This window comes from Schaalia radingae (assembly GCF_900106055.1).
Classification (GTDB): domain Bacteria; phylum Actinomycetota; class Actinomycetes; order Actinomycetales; family Actinomycetaceae; genus Pauljensenia; species Pauljensenia radingae_A.
This window is the reverse complement of record NZ_LT629792.1, coordinates 1,561,272-1,581,070: the sequence shown is the minus strand read 5'-3', so window position 1 is coordinate 1,581,070 and position 19,799 is coordinate 1,561,272. Positions and strand designations below refer to the sequence as shown.

At 59.6% G+C, this 19,799-nt stretch carries 18 protein-coding genes; 9 read left to right on the top strand and 9 right to left on the bottom strand.

Annotation, left to right across the window (positions count from 1 at the left end; translation table 11 throughout):
- Window positions 1-334: 334 nt before the first annotated feature.
- On the top strand, window positions 335-3,313 hold the full coding sequence (secA, locus tag BLT69_RS06975; protein WP_092648707.1) for a preprotein translocase subunit SecA: 2,979 nt from the start codon (window positions 335-337) through the stop codon (window positions 3,311-3,313).
- 85 nt (window positions 3,314-3,398) lie between these two features.
- Here secA and BLT69_RS06970 read toward each other — a convergent pair whose 3' ends face one another.
- Both BLT69_RS06970 and BLT69_RS06965 read right to left on the bottom strand, forming a co-directional pair.
- On the bottom strand, window positions 3,399-3,881 hold the full coding sequence (locus tag BLT69_RS06970; protein ID WP_083314439.1) for an Rv3235 family protein: 483 nt from the start codon (window positions 3,879-3,881) through the stop codon (window positions 3,399-3,401).
- Window positions 3,878-4,981, bottom strand: coding sequence for a LysM peptidoglycan-binding domain-containing protein (locus BLT69_RS06965; protein ID WP_092648706.1), 1,104 nt, complete (start codon window positions 4,979-4,981; stop codon window positions 3,878-3,880). Before BLT69_RS06965 ends, BLT69_RS06970 begins: the two co-directional genes overlap by 4 nt.
- Before the next feature lie 162 nt (window positions 4,982-5,143).
- Between BLT69_RS06965 and BLT69_RS06960 the strand changes: the two genes are divergently transcribed.
- Window positions 5,144-5,716: a hypothetical protein gene (locus BLT69_RS06960; RefSeq protein ID WP_092648705.1), complete on the top strand. Its 573-nt coding sequence runs from the start codon at window positions 5,144-5,146 to the stop codon at window positions 5,714-5,716.
- 7 nt (window positions 5,717-5,723) lie between these two features.
- Here the strand turns inward: BLT69_RS06960 and BLT69_RS06955 are convergent, their stop codons facing one another.
- Window positions 5,724-5,939 carry a helix-turn-helix domain-containing protein gene (locus BLT69_RS06955; protein WP_058237829.1) on the bottom strand — a complete coding sequence of 72 codons (216 nt, stop codon included), beginning with the start codon at window positions 5,937-5,939 and terminating at the stop codon, window positions 5,724-5,726.
- Between the two features lie 249 nt (window positions 5,940-6,188).
- On the opposite strand from BLT69_RS06955, the gene BLT69_RS06950 reads away from it, so the two are divergent.
- Genes BLT69_RS06950 through BLT69_RS06940 form a run of 3 tightly spaced genes read left to right on the top strand, consistent with a single transcriptional unit; the run spans window position 6,189 to window position 8,723 of the window.
- Window positions 6,189-6,818: a CpaB family protein gene (locus BLT69_RS06950; protein ID WP_157886371.1), complete on the top strand. Its 630-nt coding sequence runs from the start codon at window positions 6,189-6,191 to the stop codon at window positions 6,816-6,818.
- Entirely contained in the window at window positions 6,815-8,125 is a 1,311-nt protein-coding gene (locus BLT69_RS06945; protein WP_092648704.1) for a CpaE/TadZ family protein, read from the top strand. The genes BLT69_RS06950 and BLT69_RS06945 overlap by 4 nt, the downstream gene beginning before the upstream one ends.
- A 46-nt stretch (window positions 8,126-8,171) precedes the next feature.
- The gene (locus BLT69_RS06940; RefSeq protein WP_157886370.1) at window positions 8,172-8,723 is read left to right on the top strand and encodes a DUF6912 family protein; all 552 of its coding nucleotides are present in this window, start codon (window positions 8,172-8,174) and stop codon (window positions 8,721-8,723) included.
- 12 nt (window positions 8,724-8,735) lie between these two features.
- Here the strand turns inward: BLT69_RS06940 and BLT69_RS06935 are convergent, their stop codons facing one another.
- The 3 genes from BLT69_RS06935 to BLT69_RS06925 are packed head-to-tail and all read right to left on the bottom strand — an operon-like array spanning window position 8,736 to window position 14,058.
- A complete protein-coding gene (locus BLT69_RS06935; protein WP_092648702.1) occupies window positions 8,736-11,927 on the bottom strand; it encodes an AAA family ATPase in 3,192 nt (1,063 codons plus the stop codon).
- Window positions 11,924-13,195: an exonuclease SbcCD subunit D gene (locus BLT69_RS06930; protein WP_092649116.1), complete on the bottom strand. Its 1,272-nt coding sequence runs from the start codon at window positions 13,193-13,195 to the stop codon at window positions 11,924-11,926. The genes BLT69_RS06935 and BLT69_RS06930 overlap by 4 nt, the downstream gene beginning before the upstream one ends.
- A 53-nt stretch (window positions 13,196-13,248) precedes the next feature.
- Window positions 13,249-14,058 carry an inositol monophosphatase family protein gene (locus tag BLT69_RS06925; RefSeq protein ID WP_058237012.1) on the bottom strand — a complete coding sequence of 270 codons (810 nt, stop codon included), beginning with the start codon at window positions 14,056-14,058 and terminating at the stop codon, window positions 13,249-13,251.
- 93 nt (window positions 14,059-14,151) lie between these two features.
- Here BLT69_RS06925 and BLT69_RS06920 point away from each other — a divergent pair, with 93 nt between their 5' ends.
- Entirely contained in the window at window positions 14,152-14,892 is a 741-nt protein-coding gene (locus tag BLT69_RS06920) for a glutamine amidotransferase (protein WP_074026193.1), read from the top strand.
- 101 nt (window positions 14,893-14,993) lie between these two features.
- On the opposite strand, the gene rsgA is transcribed toward BLT69_RS06920, so the two are convergent.
- From rsgA to BLT69_RS06905, 3 genes are read right to left on the bottom strand one after another with little or no spacing between them, the layout of a single operon-like run.
- Window positions 14,994-16,067 (bottom strand): ribosome small subunit-dependent GTPase A, encoded by a 1,074-nt coding sequence (gene rsgA / locus BLT69_RS06915; protein ID WP_058237828.1) that lies wholly within the window; start codon window positions 16,065-16,067, stop codon window positions 14,994-14,996.
- The gene (locus BLT69_RS06910) at window positions 16,064-17,503 is read right to left on the bottom strand and encodes a 3-phosphoshikimate 1-carboxyvinyltransferase (RefSeq protein WP_058237010.1); all 1,440 of its coding nucleotides are present in this window, start codon (window positions 17,501-17,503) and stop codon (window positions 16,064-16,066) included. The genes rsgA and BLT69_RS06910 overlap by 4 nt, the downstream gene beginning before the upstream one ends.
- A complete protein-coding gene (locus tag BLT69_RS06905) occupies window positions 17,500-18,006 on the bottom strand; it encodes a DoxX family protein (protein ID WP_070726395.1) in 507 nt (168 codons plus the stop codon). The genes BLT69_RS06910 and BLT69_RS06905 overlap by 4 nt, the downstream gene beginning before the upstream one ends.
- Before the next feature lie 193 nt (window positions 18,007-18,199).
- Here BLT69_RS06905 and BLT69_RS06900 point away from each other — a divergent pair, with 193 nt between their 5' ends.
- From BLT69_RS06900 to BLT69_RS11255, 3 genes are all read left to right on the top strand, one after another.
- A complete protein-coding gene (locus tag BLT69_RS06900; protein WP_371935781.1) occupies window positions 18,200-18,928 on the top strand; it encodes a sigma-70 family RNA polymerase sigma factor in 729 nt (242 codons plus the stop codon).
- On the top strand, window positions 18,925-19,236 hold the full coding sequence (locus BLT69_RS06895; protein ID WP_058237008.1) for a hypothetical protein: 312 nt from the start codon (window positions 18,925-18,927) through the stop codon (window positions 19,234-19,236). The genes BLT69_RS06900 and BLT69_RS06895 overlap by 4 nt, the downstream gene beginning before the upstream one ends.
- 175 nt (window positions 19,237-19,411) lie before the next feature.
- Entirely contained in the window at window positions 19,412-19,486 is a 75-nt protein-coding gene (locus tag BLT69_RS11255) for a 50S ribosomal protein bL37 (protein ID WP_371935780.1), read from the top strand.
- The last annotated feature ends 313 nt before the right edge of the window (window positions 19,487-19,799 follow it).

The following is a 19,799-nucleotide window of genomic DNA, read 5'->3' as shown; positions in this document are numbered from 1 at the left end:
TCTTGCCCGCCTTCTGTGCCCCAACTGTCGATCTCAGCTGACTGCAGCGAAGGGCGGATATGCCTATACGCCTGTGACCTGCATGGCTAGAGACAAGTTTGGCGTGGCATCTGTGCGGTAGGGCGCGAGATCGACAGTTGGGGTTGTGGGGGAGTGAGAGGACGGTCGAATACGCGACGACAGGGTGCTGAGTGTGGCTGAGAGCGAAAGAGTTGAATGCCATTAATCGTTTGTGGCAGATTTTTCGTAGACTGTATAAGCGTGATATGCGCCTTTTAACTAGAGTGCGTGCACGTAGGGGCAAAGTGCCTCGAATGAGACGTCAGGAGAACCGGTGTCACTGATTGACAAAATCCTCCGAGCTGGAGAAGGACGAACGCTGAAGAGACTCGAGCGTATCGCGAACCACGTAGATGCACTTGAAGAGGATTTTAAGGCACTGACCGATGAAGAACTACAGGCTAAGACCCCCGAATTCAAGAAGCGCTACGAAGACGGCGAGACGCTGGATGAACTGATGGTGGAAGCGTTCGCCACAGTTCGCGAAGCTGCCTGGCGGACGCTGCGTCAACGGCCATTCCACGTCCAGGTGATGGGCGGCGCTGCCCTGCACATGGGCAACATTGCCGAAATGAAAACCGGTGAAGGTAAAACTCTGGTTGCCACGATGCCCTCGTACTTGCGAGCCCTCACCGGCAAAGGCGTCCACGTGGTCACCGTCAATGACTACCTGGCGCACTATCAGTCAGAGCTGATGGGACGCGTCTACCGCTTCCTCGGCATCAGCGTCGGATGTATCCTCACCGGCCAGACCCCAGACGAGCGACGCAAACAGTACGCCGCCGATATCACCTACGGCACGAACAACGAGTTCGGGTTCGACTACCTGCGAGACAATATGGCTCAGCGCACTGAAGACATGGTGCAGCGCGGCCATGCCTTCGTCATCGTTGACGAGGTTGACTCGATCCTGATTGACGAGGCGCGTACGCCTCTGATTATTTCCGGGCCGGCGACCGGTGATGTCAACCGGTGGTACACCGAGTTCGCGCGCATCGCGAAGCTGCTGGAACGCGACGTGGATTACGAAGTCGACGAGAAGAAGAAAACGGTTGGCATCCTGGAACCCGGCATCGATAAAGTCGAGGACCAGCTGGGCGTGGAGAACCTGTACGAAGCCGCCAACACGCCGCTGATCGGTTTCCTGAACAACTCCATCAAGGCTAAGGAACTCTTCCACCGCGACAAGGACTACATCGTCAGTAAGGGCGAAGTCCTCATTGTCGATGAACACACCGGACGTGTGCTGCCCGGGCGCCGCTACAACGAAGGTATGCACCAGGCGATCGAAGCGAAGGAAAAGGTCCAGATCAAGGCTGAAAACCAGACGCTGGCAACCATTACGCTGCAGAACTACTTCCGCTTGTATCCTGAGGGGTCACGCTCCGGTATGACGGGTACGGCTGAAACGGAAGCCGCCGAATTCTCCAATACCTACAAGATGGGTGTCATTCCGATCCCGACGAACCGGCCGATGATCCGTAAGGATCACTCCGACCTTGTGTACCCCACGCTGAAAGGCAAACTCAACGCGATCGTTGAGGATATTGAGGAACGCCACAAGGCTGGACAGCCGATCCTGGTGGGCACGACGTCTGTGGAGAAATCCGAAGTGCTGTCCAATATGCTGCGTCAGCATCACATCTCCCACCAGGTGTTGAACGCCAAACAGCATGAGCGTGAAGCTCAAGTCGTGGCAATGGCTGGCCGCAAGGGCGCAGTCACCGTTGCCACCAACATGGCTGGCCGTGGTACCGACATTATGCTGGGCGGCAACTCGGAGTTCATTGCGCAGTCCAACCTTGCTGCCAAGGGTCTCGATCCGACTGAGAACGCTGAGGAGTACCGCGAGGCGTGGCCGAAAGCACTGGAGGAAGCCGAAGCGGCAGTTGAAGCTGAACGCGAAGAGGTGCGCGAGGCCGGTGGCCTGTACGTCCTGGGCACTGAGCGCCATGAGTCGCGACGCATTGACAACCAGTTGCGTGGTCGTTCCGGCCGTCAGGGAGATCCGGGCGAGTCTCGTTTCTACCTGTCAATGGAAGATGACCTGATGCGCCTGTTTAATTCAACGATTGCGCAGCGCATTATGGCCTCGAACGCATACCCGGAAGATATGCCACTGGAATCCAAGGCTGTGTCACGCTCCATTGCCAGTGCACAATCGCAGATCGAAGGCCGTAACGCCGAGATCCGCAAGAACGTCCTCAAATATGACGACGTGATGACTAACCAGCGCGAGTTGATTTATGACCAGCGTCGTCAGGTCCTTGAGGGTGCCGACCTGCAGGATCAGGTATCCTGGTTCATGGATCGTCTGGTTGAATCACTCATTGCTGAGCACACGCAGGAAGATTCGGCTCACGATTGGGATCTGAACGAGCTGTGGGCAGCGTTGCGCTCCTACTACCCGGTATCAGTGAGCGCCAAAGAGGTGGCCGAAGCTCACGGCGGGCAGGACTCATTGGTGCGCGATGACCTGAATTTTGAAATCAGGGGTGACATCCACACGGTTTATGAGCTGGGCGAGGAGCAGCTCAACCAGAACCCGTTGGCAATTCAGCAGCTCGGGGAAGATCCGATGCGTGACCTCGAACGCCGTGTCGTGCTGGCGACGGTCGACCGCCTGTGGCGCGAGCACCTGTATGAGATGGACTACCTCAAGGAAGGCATCGGCCTGCGTGCAATGGGACAGCGCGATCCTCTGGTCGAATACAAGGCTGAGGGCGCGCAGATGTTCCAGGCGATGATGGAGCGTATCCGCGAAGAATCGGTTCAGCAGATCTTCGGCTACCTGCACCAGTTCGAACTCGCGTGGCAGCGTCTGCGCGAACAGGGCGTGCTCTCACCTGCTGGTGAACAGGACGATGAGGCTGCTGAAGAAGACACGACCGGAGCGCTGGAAACTGCTTCAGCGCTGTGGGATTCGGAGGATGACGCCAAGGAAGGGAACTCCGACGAGGCGTCAGAGGCTGAACGTGAACAGCAGCGCCGGATTCGTCAGATGCAGCAGGAAGCCGAGCAAAAAGCTGCAGCTTCGTCTGCAGCGCTGGCGCGTGCTACATCTGTGATGGGTGATGTGGGCCAGCAAAAGCAGGCAGCACGCTTGAAGTATTCATCGAGTAACACCGCTGGCGAGGCGTCGCCTGCTGGCGGTCGGGCTGCTGGACGAGGCAGGAGCGGTAACGCGGCTTCGTCTGGCGGCGGGAACCGTGCGCAGCGTCGTGCTGCGGCCAAGCGGAGGAAAAACCGCTAAGGCATCGATACCTGGCAGGCGAGAGATCCGCTCTCTTTGCAGGCGAATTCCCTATGTCTCCTGACAGGTAGTGCGCGGACAGATTCTAAATGATGTCGAGAGCGGTGGCGAGCCATCGCCCTCGAAAATCTTCCAGCCTCAGCGCTGCTGCCCTGATCCGGCCGCACACCGCAAAGACGACGGTGGTTTCAAACGTCCCAGGTTTGATGGCGCACGTGCTCACTGACATGACGCGACATGGGGCAGGGCTGGTGCGCCGCGCGGGGAGCGCGCCGCCCGGATCGAAGTCCGTGGCATCAATCTGGTCGTAGAGCCCCGGCACGACCCACCGTCGAAGCTGCATGATGGGTCTGCGTCCCAGCAGAACCTCAATGATGCCGCGCGTCAGGTTGGCTGCCCACGTCCCTGCGTCGGGCAACGTGTCGCGCGCAATGGGGCGCGCCGGATCGGGCTTGAGGCGCTCTTCAAAATCGAGGACGAGCGGGGTGGGCATATCTCGACGCATATCCCATCTCAGGCAGCCATCTGTGCTGCGGGAGTAACGTTCGGCTGCGCGTATCGTGCTCATGAGTTCTCCTTAGGGGGAATCGTGATAACTGTTCCTGGGTGGATCAGGTCAGGATCGTCTCCGATTACCTCAGCGTTCGCATGGATCAGTCGCTCGACATGGCGGGCGATCGTGGCATCGGATGCTGAGGCGGGGAGGGATGTTTCAGCGATCGTCCACAGACAATCGCCAGGCTGGATTTCGTAGTGGGTGGCGCTGCCCGTGTTGGACGAAGCGGTGTTGTGGGTGGGGGCGGGCGAAGCATCGTGTCCTGCGGCGCCAACACCGTGTGAGTGGACGGATGAGGCTGCCTGTCCGGCAGAACTTAAACCGTTGGAGGAAACAGGTGAAGCAGGCTTCCCCGAGGAATCGGTGCTGTATGCGTGCGAGGGGGAGGCGGGCTGCTTGGATGAGTCGGTGCCCTGGGAAGCCGATGATCCAGCAGGGTGGCTGACTTGAGGCGGAGTGTTCTTCGCAGATGGTGCAGAGTGCTCGGTCTGTGTCGACGGCCCAGAGTGCGAGGGTGCCATCGCGTTGCCTTCTGGTTGAGTGTCGTGTGGCATCTGGTGAGAAGGGGAGGGAAGCTGTGCGCTTGGACCTCCTGATTGCGCTGTCGAAGTGGATTGTGCGGTCAACGCTGGCCAGGTCAGATCATCGGGAATCGTGGAGTCACCCTCGTCGATGGAAGAAAAGGGAAGAACGTGCGTGGCAGATGATGTACTGGTCAGAGAAGGGGTGGAAGGCGTGAGTGGCGCGGCAAAAACCGGCATTCCAATAGCGCTGATCGCGGTGGTCGACACGCTCAACGCCAGAGCATGACGCGCGATTACTGCGCGTGCCTGCTGCGTGCCGAAGCGACGAATAAAACGAATGAGAGCCCGCGACAGTGCATCAGTGCGCGACGAAGCTGTCGCGAGGAGTGCCAGGAAGACGCAGAGCTGGTTCCATGCCAGAAAAACCGTTGCAACACAGGCGATGATCAGAGCAATCAACAGCTCCGGTCGATACAGATCACCTGATCGCACAATGAGGACAGCGAGGTAGGCGGTCAGTGCCAGGAGAGGTACACCTGCCCAGGCAGTGACCGTCACCAGCCCACGATTGCAATCAGTTCCATCCATGACATCCGTCTCGACTACGTATCCAGACCTACTGTCTCCATTCATATCGAACTTCTTTCGTGTCAGTTGATGTTAGTTCGTAAGAATTGATTAGAGTGTGCACGAAAGAATAATTGATGTCAAGTGGTGGCAGTTCCTTTTAGTTTGTGCCACACTGTGCGCATGGATCTGGATCGCCTTCTGGCAGACTTAAGTGCGCGCTTCGATGCTGAACGGCGCGAGGAAATGGACATTCTTGTCGACGAGCTCGCAGATGTTGAGTGTGCGCGTGTAACGATGTCAGCGCGCCTGCTCGCGACGCGGGGGAGTAACTTGAACGTCTTACTGCGCGGAGGTGAGCGCATGACAGGGATCGTTCGAGACTGCGCGCGTGAGTGGATTGTGATCGACAATGGGGTACACATGGTGCTCATCCCGGCTCACGCCATTGTCGCAGCCTGGCCGCTGGGAAGTCGCGCAGCCGATGAGTCAGCGCTGGCACATGAGGTGGCGATCAGTCACGTTCTGCGCGCGCTGAGAGATGAGAATGTGTACGTCGTCATCGACCATGAAGGCGGCCAGCACGCAGGATACGTCTGTGCTGTCATGGGTGACCACTTTGATCTTGAAAGCATGTCCAGCGGGCAGGCTCTTGACACGCGTGACTTCACCACTCCAGTCGTCATGTCGCTGTCGACGGGTGGGATACGCACGCTGCGTGCGCCGAGCCAGATGGCAGATTCGCTGATGATCTGACGCGCCGTTAGCTGTGAGCCGATTCGACCTTCATGCGCTCACGAGTAGCCGCGTACTGATCCTGAATGTACTGCTCGAGAACACTGGCTTCAACCCGCCATGCCTTCTTGCCGCCAACCTGGATTGCAGGAAGTTCCCCCGACGTCACCAGTGAACGGGCGGCGGACATCGTCAGGTTCAGTGTTTCAGCGACGTCGGCCAGTGTCAGGAATCGTGAAGTCATATCCATATCATGACATTTCCTTTCAGTTCAGTAAAGCTTTATTCACTTGTTGTGGATATAGTGCGGTGTTCATCGAAAGTTGCGTGTCCACTTTGTGAGCATGTGGACGAGGCGAGAGGACTCCTCGACGAGGCCTCATGTGTGAAGATGCAGGTCAGAGCGAACTGACCGCAAAGGCAGTGTGTGGGGGCGAGCGGAAGTTTTTGTGGATAACTCCACATCGAGGAAAAAACCGGGCATGATGTGGGAGTGCCACATATGAAGAACACCGCCCGAATACCGCGCCGGCGCAGCGTCATACGTGATCCGCGATTCCTGATCGGCATCGCACTCGTCACGCTGTCTATCCTTGCGTGCACACTCCTTGTATCTCATGCCCGCGGCGGAGTGAGCATCTATCAGGCAACGCGCGACATCGCTCCGGGAGAACCGCTGGACACGTCGAATCTGCAGATCGTGGATGCACGGCCCGAAAGCAATGCGTATGTGCAGCGCGATGAGCTTCCTGACGGAGCGCTGGCGTCGCACAGCATCGGAAAAGGTGAGCTGATTGCAACGGGAGCAGTGACAACGGACGAAGACGACGATTATCGCCGCCTCGTGATCGACATAGGTGCCGGACTACCGGAGTCCACTGCTACCGGCACATCCATTGAACTGTGGTCGATCCCTTCAGCCTCCATGAGCAAAGACCATCAGTCCCACCCAACGGTCGTATCGGGCAACGCCGTTTTTATTCGCAGTGTCGAGGGCGCCGCAGGAATCGGTGCTGCATCGGTGCACAGAATTGAAGTACGTATCCCATTTTCTGACGTCTCAGCCGTGCTTGAAGCTACGGGAGGAAACGGAACGATCACGGCCGTTCCGATCGGACAATGAGTGGGCCGATCAGTGTGATCGTGTGCGCGCCGACCCAGACGGAGGGGCGCCTCGTCCAGGCGATCAACGAAAGCGAGGAGTTTACTGTGTCGCGCCGGTGCGCTGACCTGACGGAAGTGCGGGCATGCGCGCGCTCATCGGTTGCACAATGCGCCATTATTGATGCTGATGATCCTGACCTTGATGCCCGCATCGTGGAGGACCTGCACGCGCACCATATCGGTGTCATTGTTCTCGCGCCCCTGGCTGATGCGCCGTCCTTACGTGCGCTGCATGCTGATGGAATTGCTCAGCCCGATTCACCTGATGGGATCGTGGATTCGCTGCGCGCCTTGGGGATGAGTGCATCTTTTTCTCCGGAGAGCGGTGAGCTTCCCCAAACGGGGGAGGATGCGTCCGGCCGACGGGAAGCCCAGATAGCGCATCAAAAGCGCTCCTACGCATTTGCCGACGGTGATGACGAGTTATCAGACGGGCAGCGCAGCGTTGACGGGACTGCGGAATTCGGGAAGATCGTCTGTGTGTGGGGGCCGTCAGGTGCTCCCGGAAGGTCGACAATAGCATTCAACGTGGCGGCGGGTGCGTCAGCCAGTGCGCGCGTCCTCCTCGTCGATGCTGACACGTGTGCACCATCCCTGGCTCATATGGCGGGTATTGCGCAGGATGCGTCGGGTATCGCTGTGCTCTCACGGACTGCTGCGCGCACTGATGTCGGAGCCGACGAGATTCGGGGAGCTGCAGTACCACTGACCGATTCCCTCGACATTCTCACGGGAATCACGTCGCCGCAACGTTGGCGTGAGGTATCACCGGCAGCGGTGGTCAGCGCACTGTCGGCGGCCCGCTCGCTGTATGACCTCATCATCGTGGACGTGGCTGCAGCAACGCTGGATCCGGTGGCACCGGGGAATCGGCATCAGGGGTCGCGCGATGACCTGGTCGCGGCAATTGTGCGGAACGCTGATGCGGTGATGTGCGTGTTTCGTGGTGATTCTCTGGGTATCAATCGGCTTGTGGACGCGTATCAGTGGGTAGGCCAGATCGCCCCGCACGTCGAGCCGATCCTGGTGGCCAACCATGTGTCATCGTCGGGAGCAGGGCCTCGACCTGTCAACGCGATTGTCCAGGCCCTCGCTCCGGTGATTCCCGGGCGCAGTATTCAACTTGTCCCGGAGGACTCGCGCGTGAGCGCCTCCCTGCTGCACGCGCGGGCAATTGTTCATGCCGAACCTGATCAGCCGGTCGGTCAGGCGTTGGCCGCGCTGACCCAGGTGGTGTTGGCTGTGCTTCCTGAACATGCTGCGTGATGCTCACCGCGGCAAGCGCGCGGCACTGATGTGGGACACTGGAGGCATGCGATTGTATGTGCCAGCGGTTTTAGACGAGTTATCTGCCGATCAGCCGCCTGTTCGACCAGGGTATGTGGCGATTCTTGAGGATGGGCTTCGAGGCGACGACATTGAGGAGCGTGAAGACTCTGCGATGAACCAGGCTGCTCTCGCCTCACTCGAATTGATCCGCGATCGCCGCGATGCAGAGGACGAAGAAGATGGTGATGAGGCTCGCGCATGCCTTGATTCACCTGCCTTCTGTGTGCCGGCACGCCGAGTTGTCATCGCGTGTGAGGCTGAGGCTGAGGTCAGCGATGAGGCAGGCGACCTGGCTGCTGTGCATGTTGCACAGGCACGTCCCCAGACGTACCGGTGGGATGATGTGGTGGCTTTCTTCATTGATGACGCGGAGGCGGCGCCGCTGGTTGAGCGCGTGACGCAGGCCCTCACTGAGGACGATGTGACCGGGGCTCTTGACGCGCTGTGGGATGAACCGTTGCTGTGGTTTGACGCGAGTGAGCGCACCACGTGCGCTGGTGGTGGCATCGTCAGCTGCGGCCGTACCCGCGTGTGATTCTCGAGGTGCCTATGCGCGTACCCGCAGTGTTGATCCTCCCGATGCCACTGGTATGACTTCGATCTGGTCTAAGATCCGCGACGTCATGTCTGCGACGTGCGAAATCACGCCGATGGTACGCCCTGATGTGTGCAGGGACGCCAGCTGCGCCATCACCGTGTCGAGGGTGGAGGAGTCAAGTGACCCGAAGCCTTCATCGATGAACATCGTGCGCAGTTCGATGCCACCGTTTTCGGTGGTCACGACATCGGACAGGCCCAGTGCCAGAGCAAGGGAAATGTAGAATGTTTCTCCTCCCGATAACGTCTTCGGGGAGCGTACCTTGTCTGTTTCATGGTCGAGTACCGTCAGGCCGAGGCCTTGAGCTTTATTGCGCGAATAGTCCTTGTCTGAACGAATCAGCTCGTAGCGCCCGTTCGAAATTGTCATGATACGAGGGTTAGCGCAGGCCAGAACGTCATCCAGTCGTCTACCGAGCACCCAGTGGGACAGAGAAGTTTGCGGTGAGTCCGCCGAGAGCTGACCCGATGATGCCAGCTGCGAGAGGTAGTCAAGCGGCCCGAACGCGTCGCGGTTCTTCACCAGTGTGTCGAGGCGTTCCTGAACAGTTGCCACAGCTTTTTTCACATCGGCAGCAACCTGCGAGCTGGCGCCGGCACGTTGGGCTGCTTCACGCGATACTGACTGAGCGTCTTTGTAGCTGCGCGCTGCCGCGTCAACGTCGGGACTCCGGGACGTGTCAACGTCTTTCAGGCGCTCGGATTGCAGGGAATTGTGCACGTGTGCGTCATCTCGATCAAACGCTGTGATGCGAGCATCCATTTCGCTGATTGCCACGTCGGTGCGCATGTCAGCGCGCACCTGGGCGGTGCCACCATCGCCTTCTGCGTAGCCGTATCGTTCGAGGGCATCCGCCTGTTCAGCCAGCGCCTGGTCGACGGCAGCTCGCGCGTGGATGGCGTTTTCACAGGCTTGTCTCAATGTGTCAATGGCGTCGATCTGCACTGTGATGTCGTGATCTATGTCCTGCAAGGTCGCTTCGCCATCGCCGTGGGCGCGCGCCGCTGTACACCGCTTCTCATCAGTATCTAGAGCTGCCTGCGCCGTTTCAATGTCGTGAGTCAGGCGATCACTGCGGCGGAGCAGGTCACGGCATGACTCGTCGTCACGTGTGCGCTGCGTCCGAAGTTTCTCGGCGGTCTTCTGGTCGTGTTGCACCGCTTGTAGAGCAACTTTCAGAGCGTCGATTGTGCGTGCTTCGTCTGCCAGTGCGGCTGTCAGATCCTCCACGCTTCCGTCAGCTTGCTGCCCGAGGGCATCCCATGTGGAACGAATCGATGCGCATTGCGCGCTTAATTGGGTGAATGCATCCTGTTCCTGCTGATACTGCACGTGCAGCTGGTCGATGTCAGCAGGATCGACGGTGCCCGCCTCGCCTGCCTGGGCAGGGGACGGGTGCTCGGTTGAGCCGCACACCGGACACGGCTTGCCGGATTCCAGAGTCGAAGCAATACGCAGGGCTGACTGCGCGAGCAGTGCGCGCCGCGCCTGCTGAATAGTGTCATGAACTGTGTCGATGCGCGCCTGAGCTTGTTCAGCTTCGCGTATCGTGTCTTCTAACTTCTGAGCAACAGTGACGGCACGGCGCGCGGCGTCGAGCCGCTTGTCGAGAGCCTCGTGGCGCGTTTGAGCCGCGGTGAGGTCGATCGAAGCGGTCGTTGCCCGCTCATCGGACGCAGCCAGGGCTTCCAACTGTTCGGCATCGTTGCGCATGCGCTGACGCAGCAACTCCTGCTGCCGGTTAAGCTGCTCGAGCTGACTTTGTTGCCCCTGCAAGGCTTCGCGTCGCTCTGGCAAAGCGGCCTCCACGGCGGCCAGTTCAGAGATTTTGATGTGGCGAGCGTGCAGAGTGTCATGGGCGCGGGTCAGCGTGAGCACCGTGGCAGCTATCTCACTGTCATCTGCCAGGGAAGGCTCGCGCGATTCGCCGGTGTCCAGACCTGACAGGTAAGCAGGATCGACGTGGGCACTGCGGGCAGCAGCCATCGCGTCCGCCAGTGCATTGCGCGCGTCGACCTGGCGCGTTCGAGCCTCGTCCAGGCGATGGAGAACAGGAATAACGTGAGCTGCCTGGCGTGCTCGAGCCAGTTGGGTGCGCACTGCGTCAATGTCTTGACGCTCAGCGTTGAGTGTGCTCGCGCGTTTTTCCAGTTCGATGCGCTCACGCACACGCCGGGCGAGGTCAGTCGCGGCTTGCAGCTGCTTGCCTAGTTCTTCTGCAGTGTCCGCACACTCATGCGAGCGCTTCAGATCATCGTGTGCTTGATGCTCAAGAATCCTCTGACCATCCTCCAGATGCGTACGTATGGCAGCATCGTCAATGCCGATTAACTCGACCAGCATGGCGGCAGTGATCGGTGGAGAATCGTGTGCGCTGAGATCTGCCGTCGACTGGCTTTCGTCGGACCCACTTTCTTGGGCGCTGGGCGGCGGTGTCGAATCAGGGTCTGTGTCACCGAGTGCCTGCCATAACTGCGCGGGCAGTGAGTGAATCAGTGAACTGACCTGTTGCTGATCGTGTTCGAGGCTTCCTCGCGCCGCCTTGGCCTTCTCCTTCAGTGCCGTTTCGAAATTGACGAAAAGAGAAGTCTGGAAGATGCTGGATAGCAGTGCGTGACGATCTTCAGATGAGGCAGTGAGAAACTGGGAGAATTTTCCCTGCGGCAAAATCGCTGTTTGCAGATACTGAACGCCGTTAAGACCGATGAGGTGAGTGATCTCAATATTCGTATCTTTGACTCTGGAACAGAGCGCATCGACGGTGACGTAGGTGCCGGATTCGTCGGCTCGAACCTTTTCCAGGTGAGCACTCTGGTTGATGGCAGTCTTACGGCCTTCACGCGTGAACTGGGGAGTACGCGTCACGCGGAAGATACCCGCATCTGTTTCAAAGACCAGGGACACGCGCGAGGGTGCCTTCTCATCAACCAGCGTTGAACGCAGACGTGCATTATCTGCATCGCCTTGACGTGCAACTGTGCCGTAAAGCGCGAAGCTCACGCAGTCAAGAATCGTCGATTTTCCAGCCCCGGTCGGACCGTGCAGCAGGAAAAGCCCACCATCGTCGAAGCGCGTGAAGTCCACTGTGTGGTGAGAGATAAACGGGCCAATACCTTCCAGATCAAGGCAACGAATTTTCATTGGACGCTCCTGACCTGGATCTGCTCCCACACTGAATCAATGACGGACCGCTCTGCTTCATTCAGGGAACGGCCGATCGTCTGCTCGAAGTACTCGTCAATGACGGCACGATCTGAGCGCGCGGCCTGTCTGCTCGGACCGGTAAGGCGTTGGCTGGCGGGCACGGGTGGCGCATGCAAGATGGCGAGCGCGTAGGGAAAGACGTGACGGATGCGTGCAATCAGGTCACGCGGACGAATGTCGTCAGTTACCGTGATCGAGACGAAGTCGTCTCTCTGCTCCGCATACTGGTCAGAAATAACCTGTTCGAAGGGCCCCTCGATCACGTCGAGATTGCGCCAGATAGGGGTGGGAACGGTCTCAATGTCGGTGAGTGTGCCTGCGTCAATATGAAGAAGCGTCACCGATTGGGTGGAGGAAGCCTCAGAAAAGGAAAACGGCATAGGTGATCCGCTGTAGCGGATCGTGGCGCTGCTTCCGCTGATATTTTGCGGCCGGTGGAGGTGGCCGGCAGCCACATAGTCAATACCGTATTCGTCGAAGACACCCGCTGGCACCGAGGCGACCCCACCGACCTGGATGTCGCGTTCTGATTCAGATGGGGCTCCGCCTGTGAAGAATGCGTGCGACATGACGATTCGCACGCCGTCATCGCTGTTCAGAGTGCCACTGGACTCATCGTTGTCACGCCCGCCGTCATGTCCGCCGGTCACCTCACCGCTGCGCATACCGTGTCCATGGTGGCGAGCCTCGATATCGGCACCGATTCGGCGCAACGCAGCACTTATGACGGCCTCATGCGAACGCACCAACGGAATCGCCTGGCCATCCTCGTCAATAATGTCAGACAGGGGTTCGCGCACCAGGTCAGGCTCGAGGTAGGGAATCGCGTAGATGGTGGCATGCTCACCGTCGCTGGACGTGACGACGATGGGGCGGTCAATGTCCTCGATGGTGGAAGCAATCGTGAGTGAGTCTTGAAGAAAAGGAGCGAGGTAGCCCAGCCGAATGGCGGAATCGTGATTGCCGGGAATGATGATGACACGAGTCAGTGAACATAGGCGAACAAGGGCGTCCGACAGAGGACGGAGAACGTGGGCGGGAGGGACTGCTCGATCGAATAAATCGCCGCTGATGAGGAGCGCATCGACGTGGCGCGACTTCACCAGATCGATGAGCCACTCGAAGAAGAGGTCGCGCGCTGGGGACAGGTCGGCCCCGTGCAGGGTGCGGCCAACATGCCAGTCAGAGGTGTGCACAATCAACATGCTGTCAGTGTGCCCCATGCCATGTGCATTTGCGTACCGCCCCGGCAAACACCCTAATCAGAGGTGCTGTCAGGCCAATCCAGCTGGGTCAGAATCTCCTTGTGAATCAGTCCGTTGGAGGCACACGCATTGTCACCCCACGGGCCGTCCTCGCCGGTCAACGACGTGAAAGAACCGCCAGCTTCAGTCACAATCGCACAGCACGCCGCCATATCCCACACGTTCAGTTCCGGTTCGCATGCTGCATCGACCGCACCTTCAGCGACCAGCATGTAGCTCCAGAAATCACCGTAGGCACGGGTGCGCCAAAATGATGACTGTAGCTGGAGGAATTGCCCTCCTCGATCATGGTGGAGCCATCCGTCCAGCGAGGAATACGACAGGGACGCATCCTCGATCGAATCCACCTTCGACACGGAGATTTTCTTCGCTCGCATCAACGAGGTGCCGGTCCACGCTCCCTGGTCAGCAGCAGCCCACCAGCGCCGCTTCAACGCGGGCGCAGAGGCAAGTCCCATCACGACCCGATCATCTTCAACCAGAGCGATCAGCGTTGCCCACACCGGCACACCGCGCACAAAATTCTTCGTCCCGTCAATCGGATCGATGATCCACCGGCGGGCAGAATGGCCCGACGAGCCTCGTTCCTCACCGACTACCGCGTCGCGCGAGCGCACGTGGGACAGCTGGGAGCGGATCAAATCCTCCGCCGCACGGTCAGCATCGGTTACGGGAGTGAGGTCGGGCTTGGACTCAACCTGAAGATCCTGCGCACCGAAACGATCCATCGTCAGCGCATCCACCTGGTCTGCGAGGACGTGCGCCAGGCGGAGGTCCTCAATGTAACGGCGAGTATCAGACATGCTTCTACAGTATCGGCATTTGGCGTGTAAAGTCCTATCTCACGGCGGCGCTTCGCTGAGCGCAGCGGGACACATTCCGTTTACAGTATGGACATGTCACAACCATTCCTCATGCTGACCTCACGTAGCGAAGAAGTCGTTGCACGCGATGAGCTGATTAACCTGCCGCGCCTGGCAGGCCTGTCATCCGATGAGATCGTCCATGTGCGAATGGAAGCTGACCCCTTCCCATCAGTCAACTTCGACGAGTATTCCGGAATCATTCTGTGCGGATCACCGTTTGACGTGGCCGCTCCTGAAGACCGGAAAAGTCAGGTACAGCACGATATTGAGCGTAATCTTTTCGCACTCTTTGACCGCCTCCTCGACGAGTCCTTCCCCTTTTTCGGAATCTGCTACGGCCTGGGTCTACTTGCTGTGCATCAGGGCGGACGCGTCGGACCTGAAGCTGCCGAGGAGATCTCCGCACCGCAGATGACACTCACGTCTGCCGCCGCAGGGGATCCGCTGTGCGAGGGAGTGCCCGACACGTTCCGCGCATTCGTCGGCCACCACGAGGCCGTGACCGCCATGCCTGACAGTGCTGTGCTCATTGCGCAGGGACCGTCTATCGCGCCAGTGCAGCTGATCAGGGTAGGGGAGTCGTGCTGGGCCAGCCAGTTCCACCCCGAACTTGATCACGCAGGTATTGACGTGCGAATCCGCGAATATGCGGACCGGGGTTATTATGCGCCGACTGAACGTGCCCGCATTGAGTCGGAAACCGCGTCGGCCGATGTGTCGGGCGCGCACTTATTCCTGCAAAACTTCGCTCGCCATTTCCGCCGGGGCTGAACTGCTTCTGGCTGCCAGGCTGATCTTCGCGGTCGGCTCAGCTCCCGCAGTCGGTCTGGCCCCTCAGGGGCGGCTAGCCCGAGTGCGCCGATCGGCGCGCGTCAGTGGTGAGCTCTTGCGCTAGCCGTGGACTCGAGAAGTCGGCGCGCCGAATCGACAATCCTGCGCCGCCTGTCCGATTCGTCACTGCTGACCGGTTGCGCGTTGAAAGGTTCCTGCCCACTGATCCATGCGTCCAGCGCGCATGAAGGCTCCGACTCCAGATGCGTGCACATCGGCAAGCACCACGAACACACATCCTTCAGCTCAGGGAACACCGCCAGTACATCGGATTCGTCAACGTGGGCCAGGCCGAAGGAACGGACCCCGGGCGTGTCAATCACCCACCCGCCTGACGGCAACATGAAAGCTTCCAACGACGTGGACGTGTGCCGCCCTCGTCCAGTCACGGCATTGACGTGACCCACACTGCGATGCGCATCGGGTACCAGCGCATTGATGAGCGTGGACTTACCCACTCCCGAATGGCCGACGAGCACCGACGTCCTGCCTTCCACGTGAGCGCGCAGTTCCTCCAAACCAGTCGTGACTTGCCCACAGCCGCCTTCATCGGTTCCTGAAGCTGTCGTCACGACAAAGGGGACACCAAAGCCGTCGTAGGTACGAATAATGTCGTCAGCAGGCGCCAGGTCAGACTTCGTCAGGACGACGAGGGATTCCATACCTGCCTCATGTGCGGCAACCAGACACCGGTCAATCATCCCGATCCGAGGCGGCGGACTGGCCAGCGCCGTAACGATCACCATCAGCTGCGCGTTTGCCACGATGATCTTCTCGCGCTGTTCAGGCACATCCTCACGCGAGCGCCGCAGCACCGATGAGCGCTCCTCAACAGCGACGATGCGCCCCAGAGTATCTTTCGCACCCGACAGGTCTCCCGTCAGCCGCACTCGGTCACCGACAACGACAGAGCCGCGACCCAGCTCGCGAGCCTGCACTGCAACAATGCGTACACCGCTATCGGCGGCAACAATGAAACGCCCGCGGTTAATCGCAATAACGCGACCCAGCGGGCGGGTCGACCAGTCCGGGCGCTTCTTGGTGCGCGGCCGGGATCCTCGACCAGGACGCACTCGCACCCGCGGATCATCAGTGCCGATATCGCGTCTGTTCACTGATCCCCACTTTCGGCCGATGCGACCGTCGCCTGCCACAGCGCGACAAAATCAGGCAGTGTCTTACCTGTCGTCCCAATATCGAAGACGCGCACGCCGTCCACCACCAGTCCGATGATTGCTCCGAACGTCGCCATGCGGTGATCGTGATACGTGTGCAGGTCCGCTGCGTGGAGCGCTCGCGGGCGAATCGTCAGCGCATCAGGGTGCTCTGTTACGTCACCGCCCAGTCGCTCGATCTCGGTGCGCAGAGCGCTCACACGATCCGTTTCATGCCCTCGCAGATGACTGATTCCCGATAGATGCGACTCGGTCGATGCGACAGCTGCCAGCGCCGCCACGGTCGGCGTCAGCTCACCGATGTCACTCATATCACGGTCAACGCCGAGCAACCGGCCACGCTCGGGGCCCTTCACGCAGAGGATCCCGTCGGCATCCACGTTGACCTGCCCACCCATCTGCTGAGCGATCTGACGAAACGCGTCACCGGGTTGCGTCGTGTGCACGGGCCAGTGCGGGATTCGCACCTGCCCACCGGTGACCAGAGCAGCAGCGATGAACGGCCCGGCGTTCGACAGGTCGGGCTCGATGGCAACGCGGCTCAGGATCGGTAGCTCCGGCTCAATAATCCACGAGGGAGCCTGTGCGTCGGTTGGTGTTGTGCTGCCACAGGTCGCACTGTCAGGGCCGTTCAGGCCACCCTCGTCTGTGCCGGAGCGAACGGTCACACCCCATTCCTGGAGGGTTCGCACGCTCATCTGAATGTGCGGCAGAGACACCACCCGGCCAGTGAGTCGAATCTGAACCGGCCTGTTCATACGGGTGGCGAGCAGGGGAGCGCTCAACAGCAGCGCTGAGGCAAATTGTGACGACTCGTGTGTATCAACGTCAATCGTCATCGGTGCATGGCGGTTGGTCACGCCATCACTGCCGCAAATATCAGCGGGAATCCCGTCGAGTTCGAAAGGCAGGAAACCTGGTTCGCCATGACAGGTGATACGAGCGCCGGCACTGGTCAGAGCGCTCAGGAGTGCATCCAGAGGGCGTACGCGTGCTCCCTCGTCGCCGTCAAAAAACGCGTGCATGCCGGCCGCGGCGCACAGGGCGGGCACGAAACGCATGACGGTTCCGGCAAGGCCGCAGTCAATGTGTGCGCGCGCCTCGCCCATCGTGTGCCGAGAGGGACGCACGCGCGCCGATCCTGTGGAATCCCAATCGACAGTGCAGCCCAATTGTTGGAGCGCATCGGCCATCAGGCGTGTGTCACGCGAATCCAAAGCTCCGTCGATCACACACTCATTCGTACTCTGAGCGGCCAGAATGAATGCACGATTGGTCAGCGATTTTGAACCGGGAACTGTGACGCTGGCATCGATTCGCTGGTGAGGTTCGATGAAAGGCGCGGACCAGAGGGGAAGCAAAGCCCCCGCCGTCATGCCTGATAGACCTCCGAAGCGTCATCCCATGCCTGACTTCGTGCCGCACGCAGCTCGGAGCGGTGATCGGCCCAGTTGCGCAGCTTCCACGTGGCGGATGGGCGTCCCTCACGGTCGGTCGAGGCGATGACCAGGCCGCCGAACAAAGCGAAATCCTTGATCAGGCCGTTCCTCCACGCAGCGCGCTGATCGGGGGTTCCCTCCGTCCACACGGGGTTGTTCACCAGAGCCAGAGGGATGGAGGTCAGAGCCAATACCGCTGCAGAGGTTCGTGTGGCCTTGCCCAGAGCCAGTGACACTCCGGCGACAGCGGTCACGCCGCCCAGTGCGCGTGTGGCAAGTTTGAGCTGGCCATCGCTCAGCGTCAGGCCGGTCTTGTCAAGCAGCGGACGTGCCGGTTCAATGCGCTCCACGTGTTCGTCAGGATTCCTGATTGCGCTCACCCCGGTTGCAATGAATGGGAGTGCGAGCAATGGTCGTGCGACTAGGCGAAGAATATTCATGATCCTATGGTCTGCCCTTCTGGATGATCTGGCGACTGTGAAGAAGCGATGGAACAAATTCAGTTCCCCGCTCGTTATGAAGTATATGAGGCAACAGAGCATCCGCGGGGCTTTTCAGGCAGGTGACACGCGATATCAGGTGGGCGTGACCGGCCTGACCGGCCTGGCCGGCCATTTGGCACTAATGTGGATGCTGATGGCACACACATTCACTCACACCCACAGCGCCGAGGATACCGCTGCTGAAACGGCTGCGGATCTGGATCCGTCGACGCGCGTGGATGGCGAATCTGACGGCGGGCAGGTCACCCTCGTCAATGAGTCTGTGGCCAATGGATCTGCGCTTAAAGAGTCTGCGCCGGCGGGGAAGAAGGAACGTTTCGAGGCTGAAGCACTCCCGCTGCTTGACCAGCTCTACGGCGCGGCACTGTCGATGACGCGCCACCGGGCTGATGCTGAGGACCTAGTGCAGGAAACATTTGAGAAAGCCTACGCAAAGTTCGACCAGTACAAGCCGGGCACGAATATCAAGGCCTGGCTGTACCGGATCCTGACCAACACGTATATCACGCACTACCGCAAGGCCAAGCGCTCCCCGAAACGCTCGGGCACGGAAACGGTGGAGGACTGGCAGCTGGTCGATGCCGCGTCTCATTCGGAAGAGGGGTTGCGCTCAGCTGAAGCCGAAGCACTTGACCGCATTCCGTCCGACCAGGTACGCGACGCGATGGAGGACTTGTCAGAGGACTACCGAGTGGTCGTGTGGCTGGCGGACGTCGAGCAGCTCAGTTACAAAGAAATCGCTCAGACGCTGGACATTCCAATCGGCACGGTAATGTCGCGTCTGCATCGCGGCAGGGCGGCATTGAGGAAATCTTTGGCAGGTCTTGCGCGCGAATACGGGATAGGAGACAACGCATGAGATCACTCATTCACATCACCTGTTCCCAACTGCGTGCACACGTCGGCGAGATCGTGGATGTCGAGATGCGCACGTGGTCGGATTGTCACGACGAGGGCGACGCTGCGCGCGCGATCCCGATCGAAGCGTTGGATGAGCGGGCGGCTGAGCTGTTGGTTGCTCATGTGCAGCGCTGTCAGACCTGTCAGCGAGCCATCCAACGTGAGCGCCAGTTCCGGCAGATGCTCAAGCGGGCCTACTTGGCGCGCACGGTGCGTGCGCCTGAATCGCTGCGGATGCGGATCTGCAGCGTGTATGAACAGGAGTAATTGGCAGGGCTTGTGGACCTGAGAGCCAGGGTCGACGGGCGTGAATGCCGGGGCAGTGGAGGAGAGTACCAAGGCCGGGGACGTGAGATTGGTTTCGATTAGCCTGAGATATTTGTGACTTGGGTCAGTCTATGGAAAACTGGGCAAGTTGATTCAACAATTTGAGGAGGCCGTGATGTCGAAGCGTGGTCGTAAGCGCCGTGCACGTCGCAAGAACGCTGCCAACCATGGCAAGCGTCCCAACTGCTAGTTGGTGTGCGAGCAAGCTAATCTGACGCACGTCACTGACCGGATCTCACGATCCTGAGGCCGTGCGAGTAAAGCCCAGCATCTCATGGTGCTGGGCTTTTTTATGTGCCTGGGGCGACAGGCGGTCGCGGGCGGGGAGCGCGTTGGAATGGGGTTAATACCGGGTTAATGCCCGAAATGTGGGTTAATGCGCGAATGTCTGTATGGCGTGAGCGGTACACGCCGGTTGTGGACTTGAAGGGCTGACATTCGGCTCCGCAAGCGCAGATCTAGCTCGAGTAGGTGCACATTCCCCTAGATCTAACTTGGGCAGG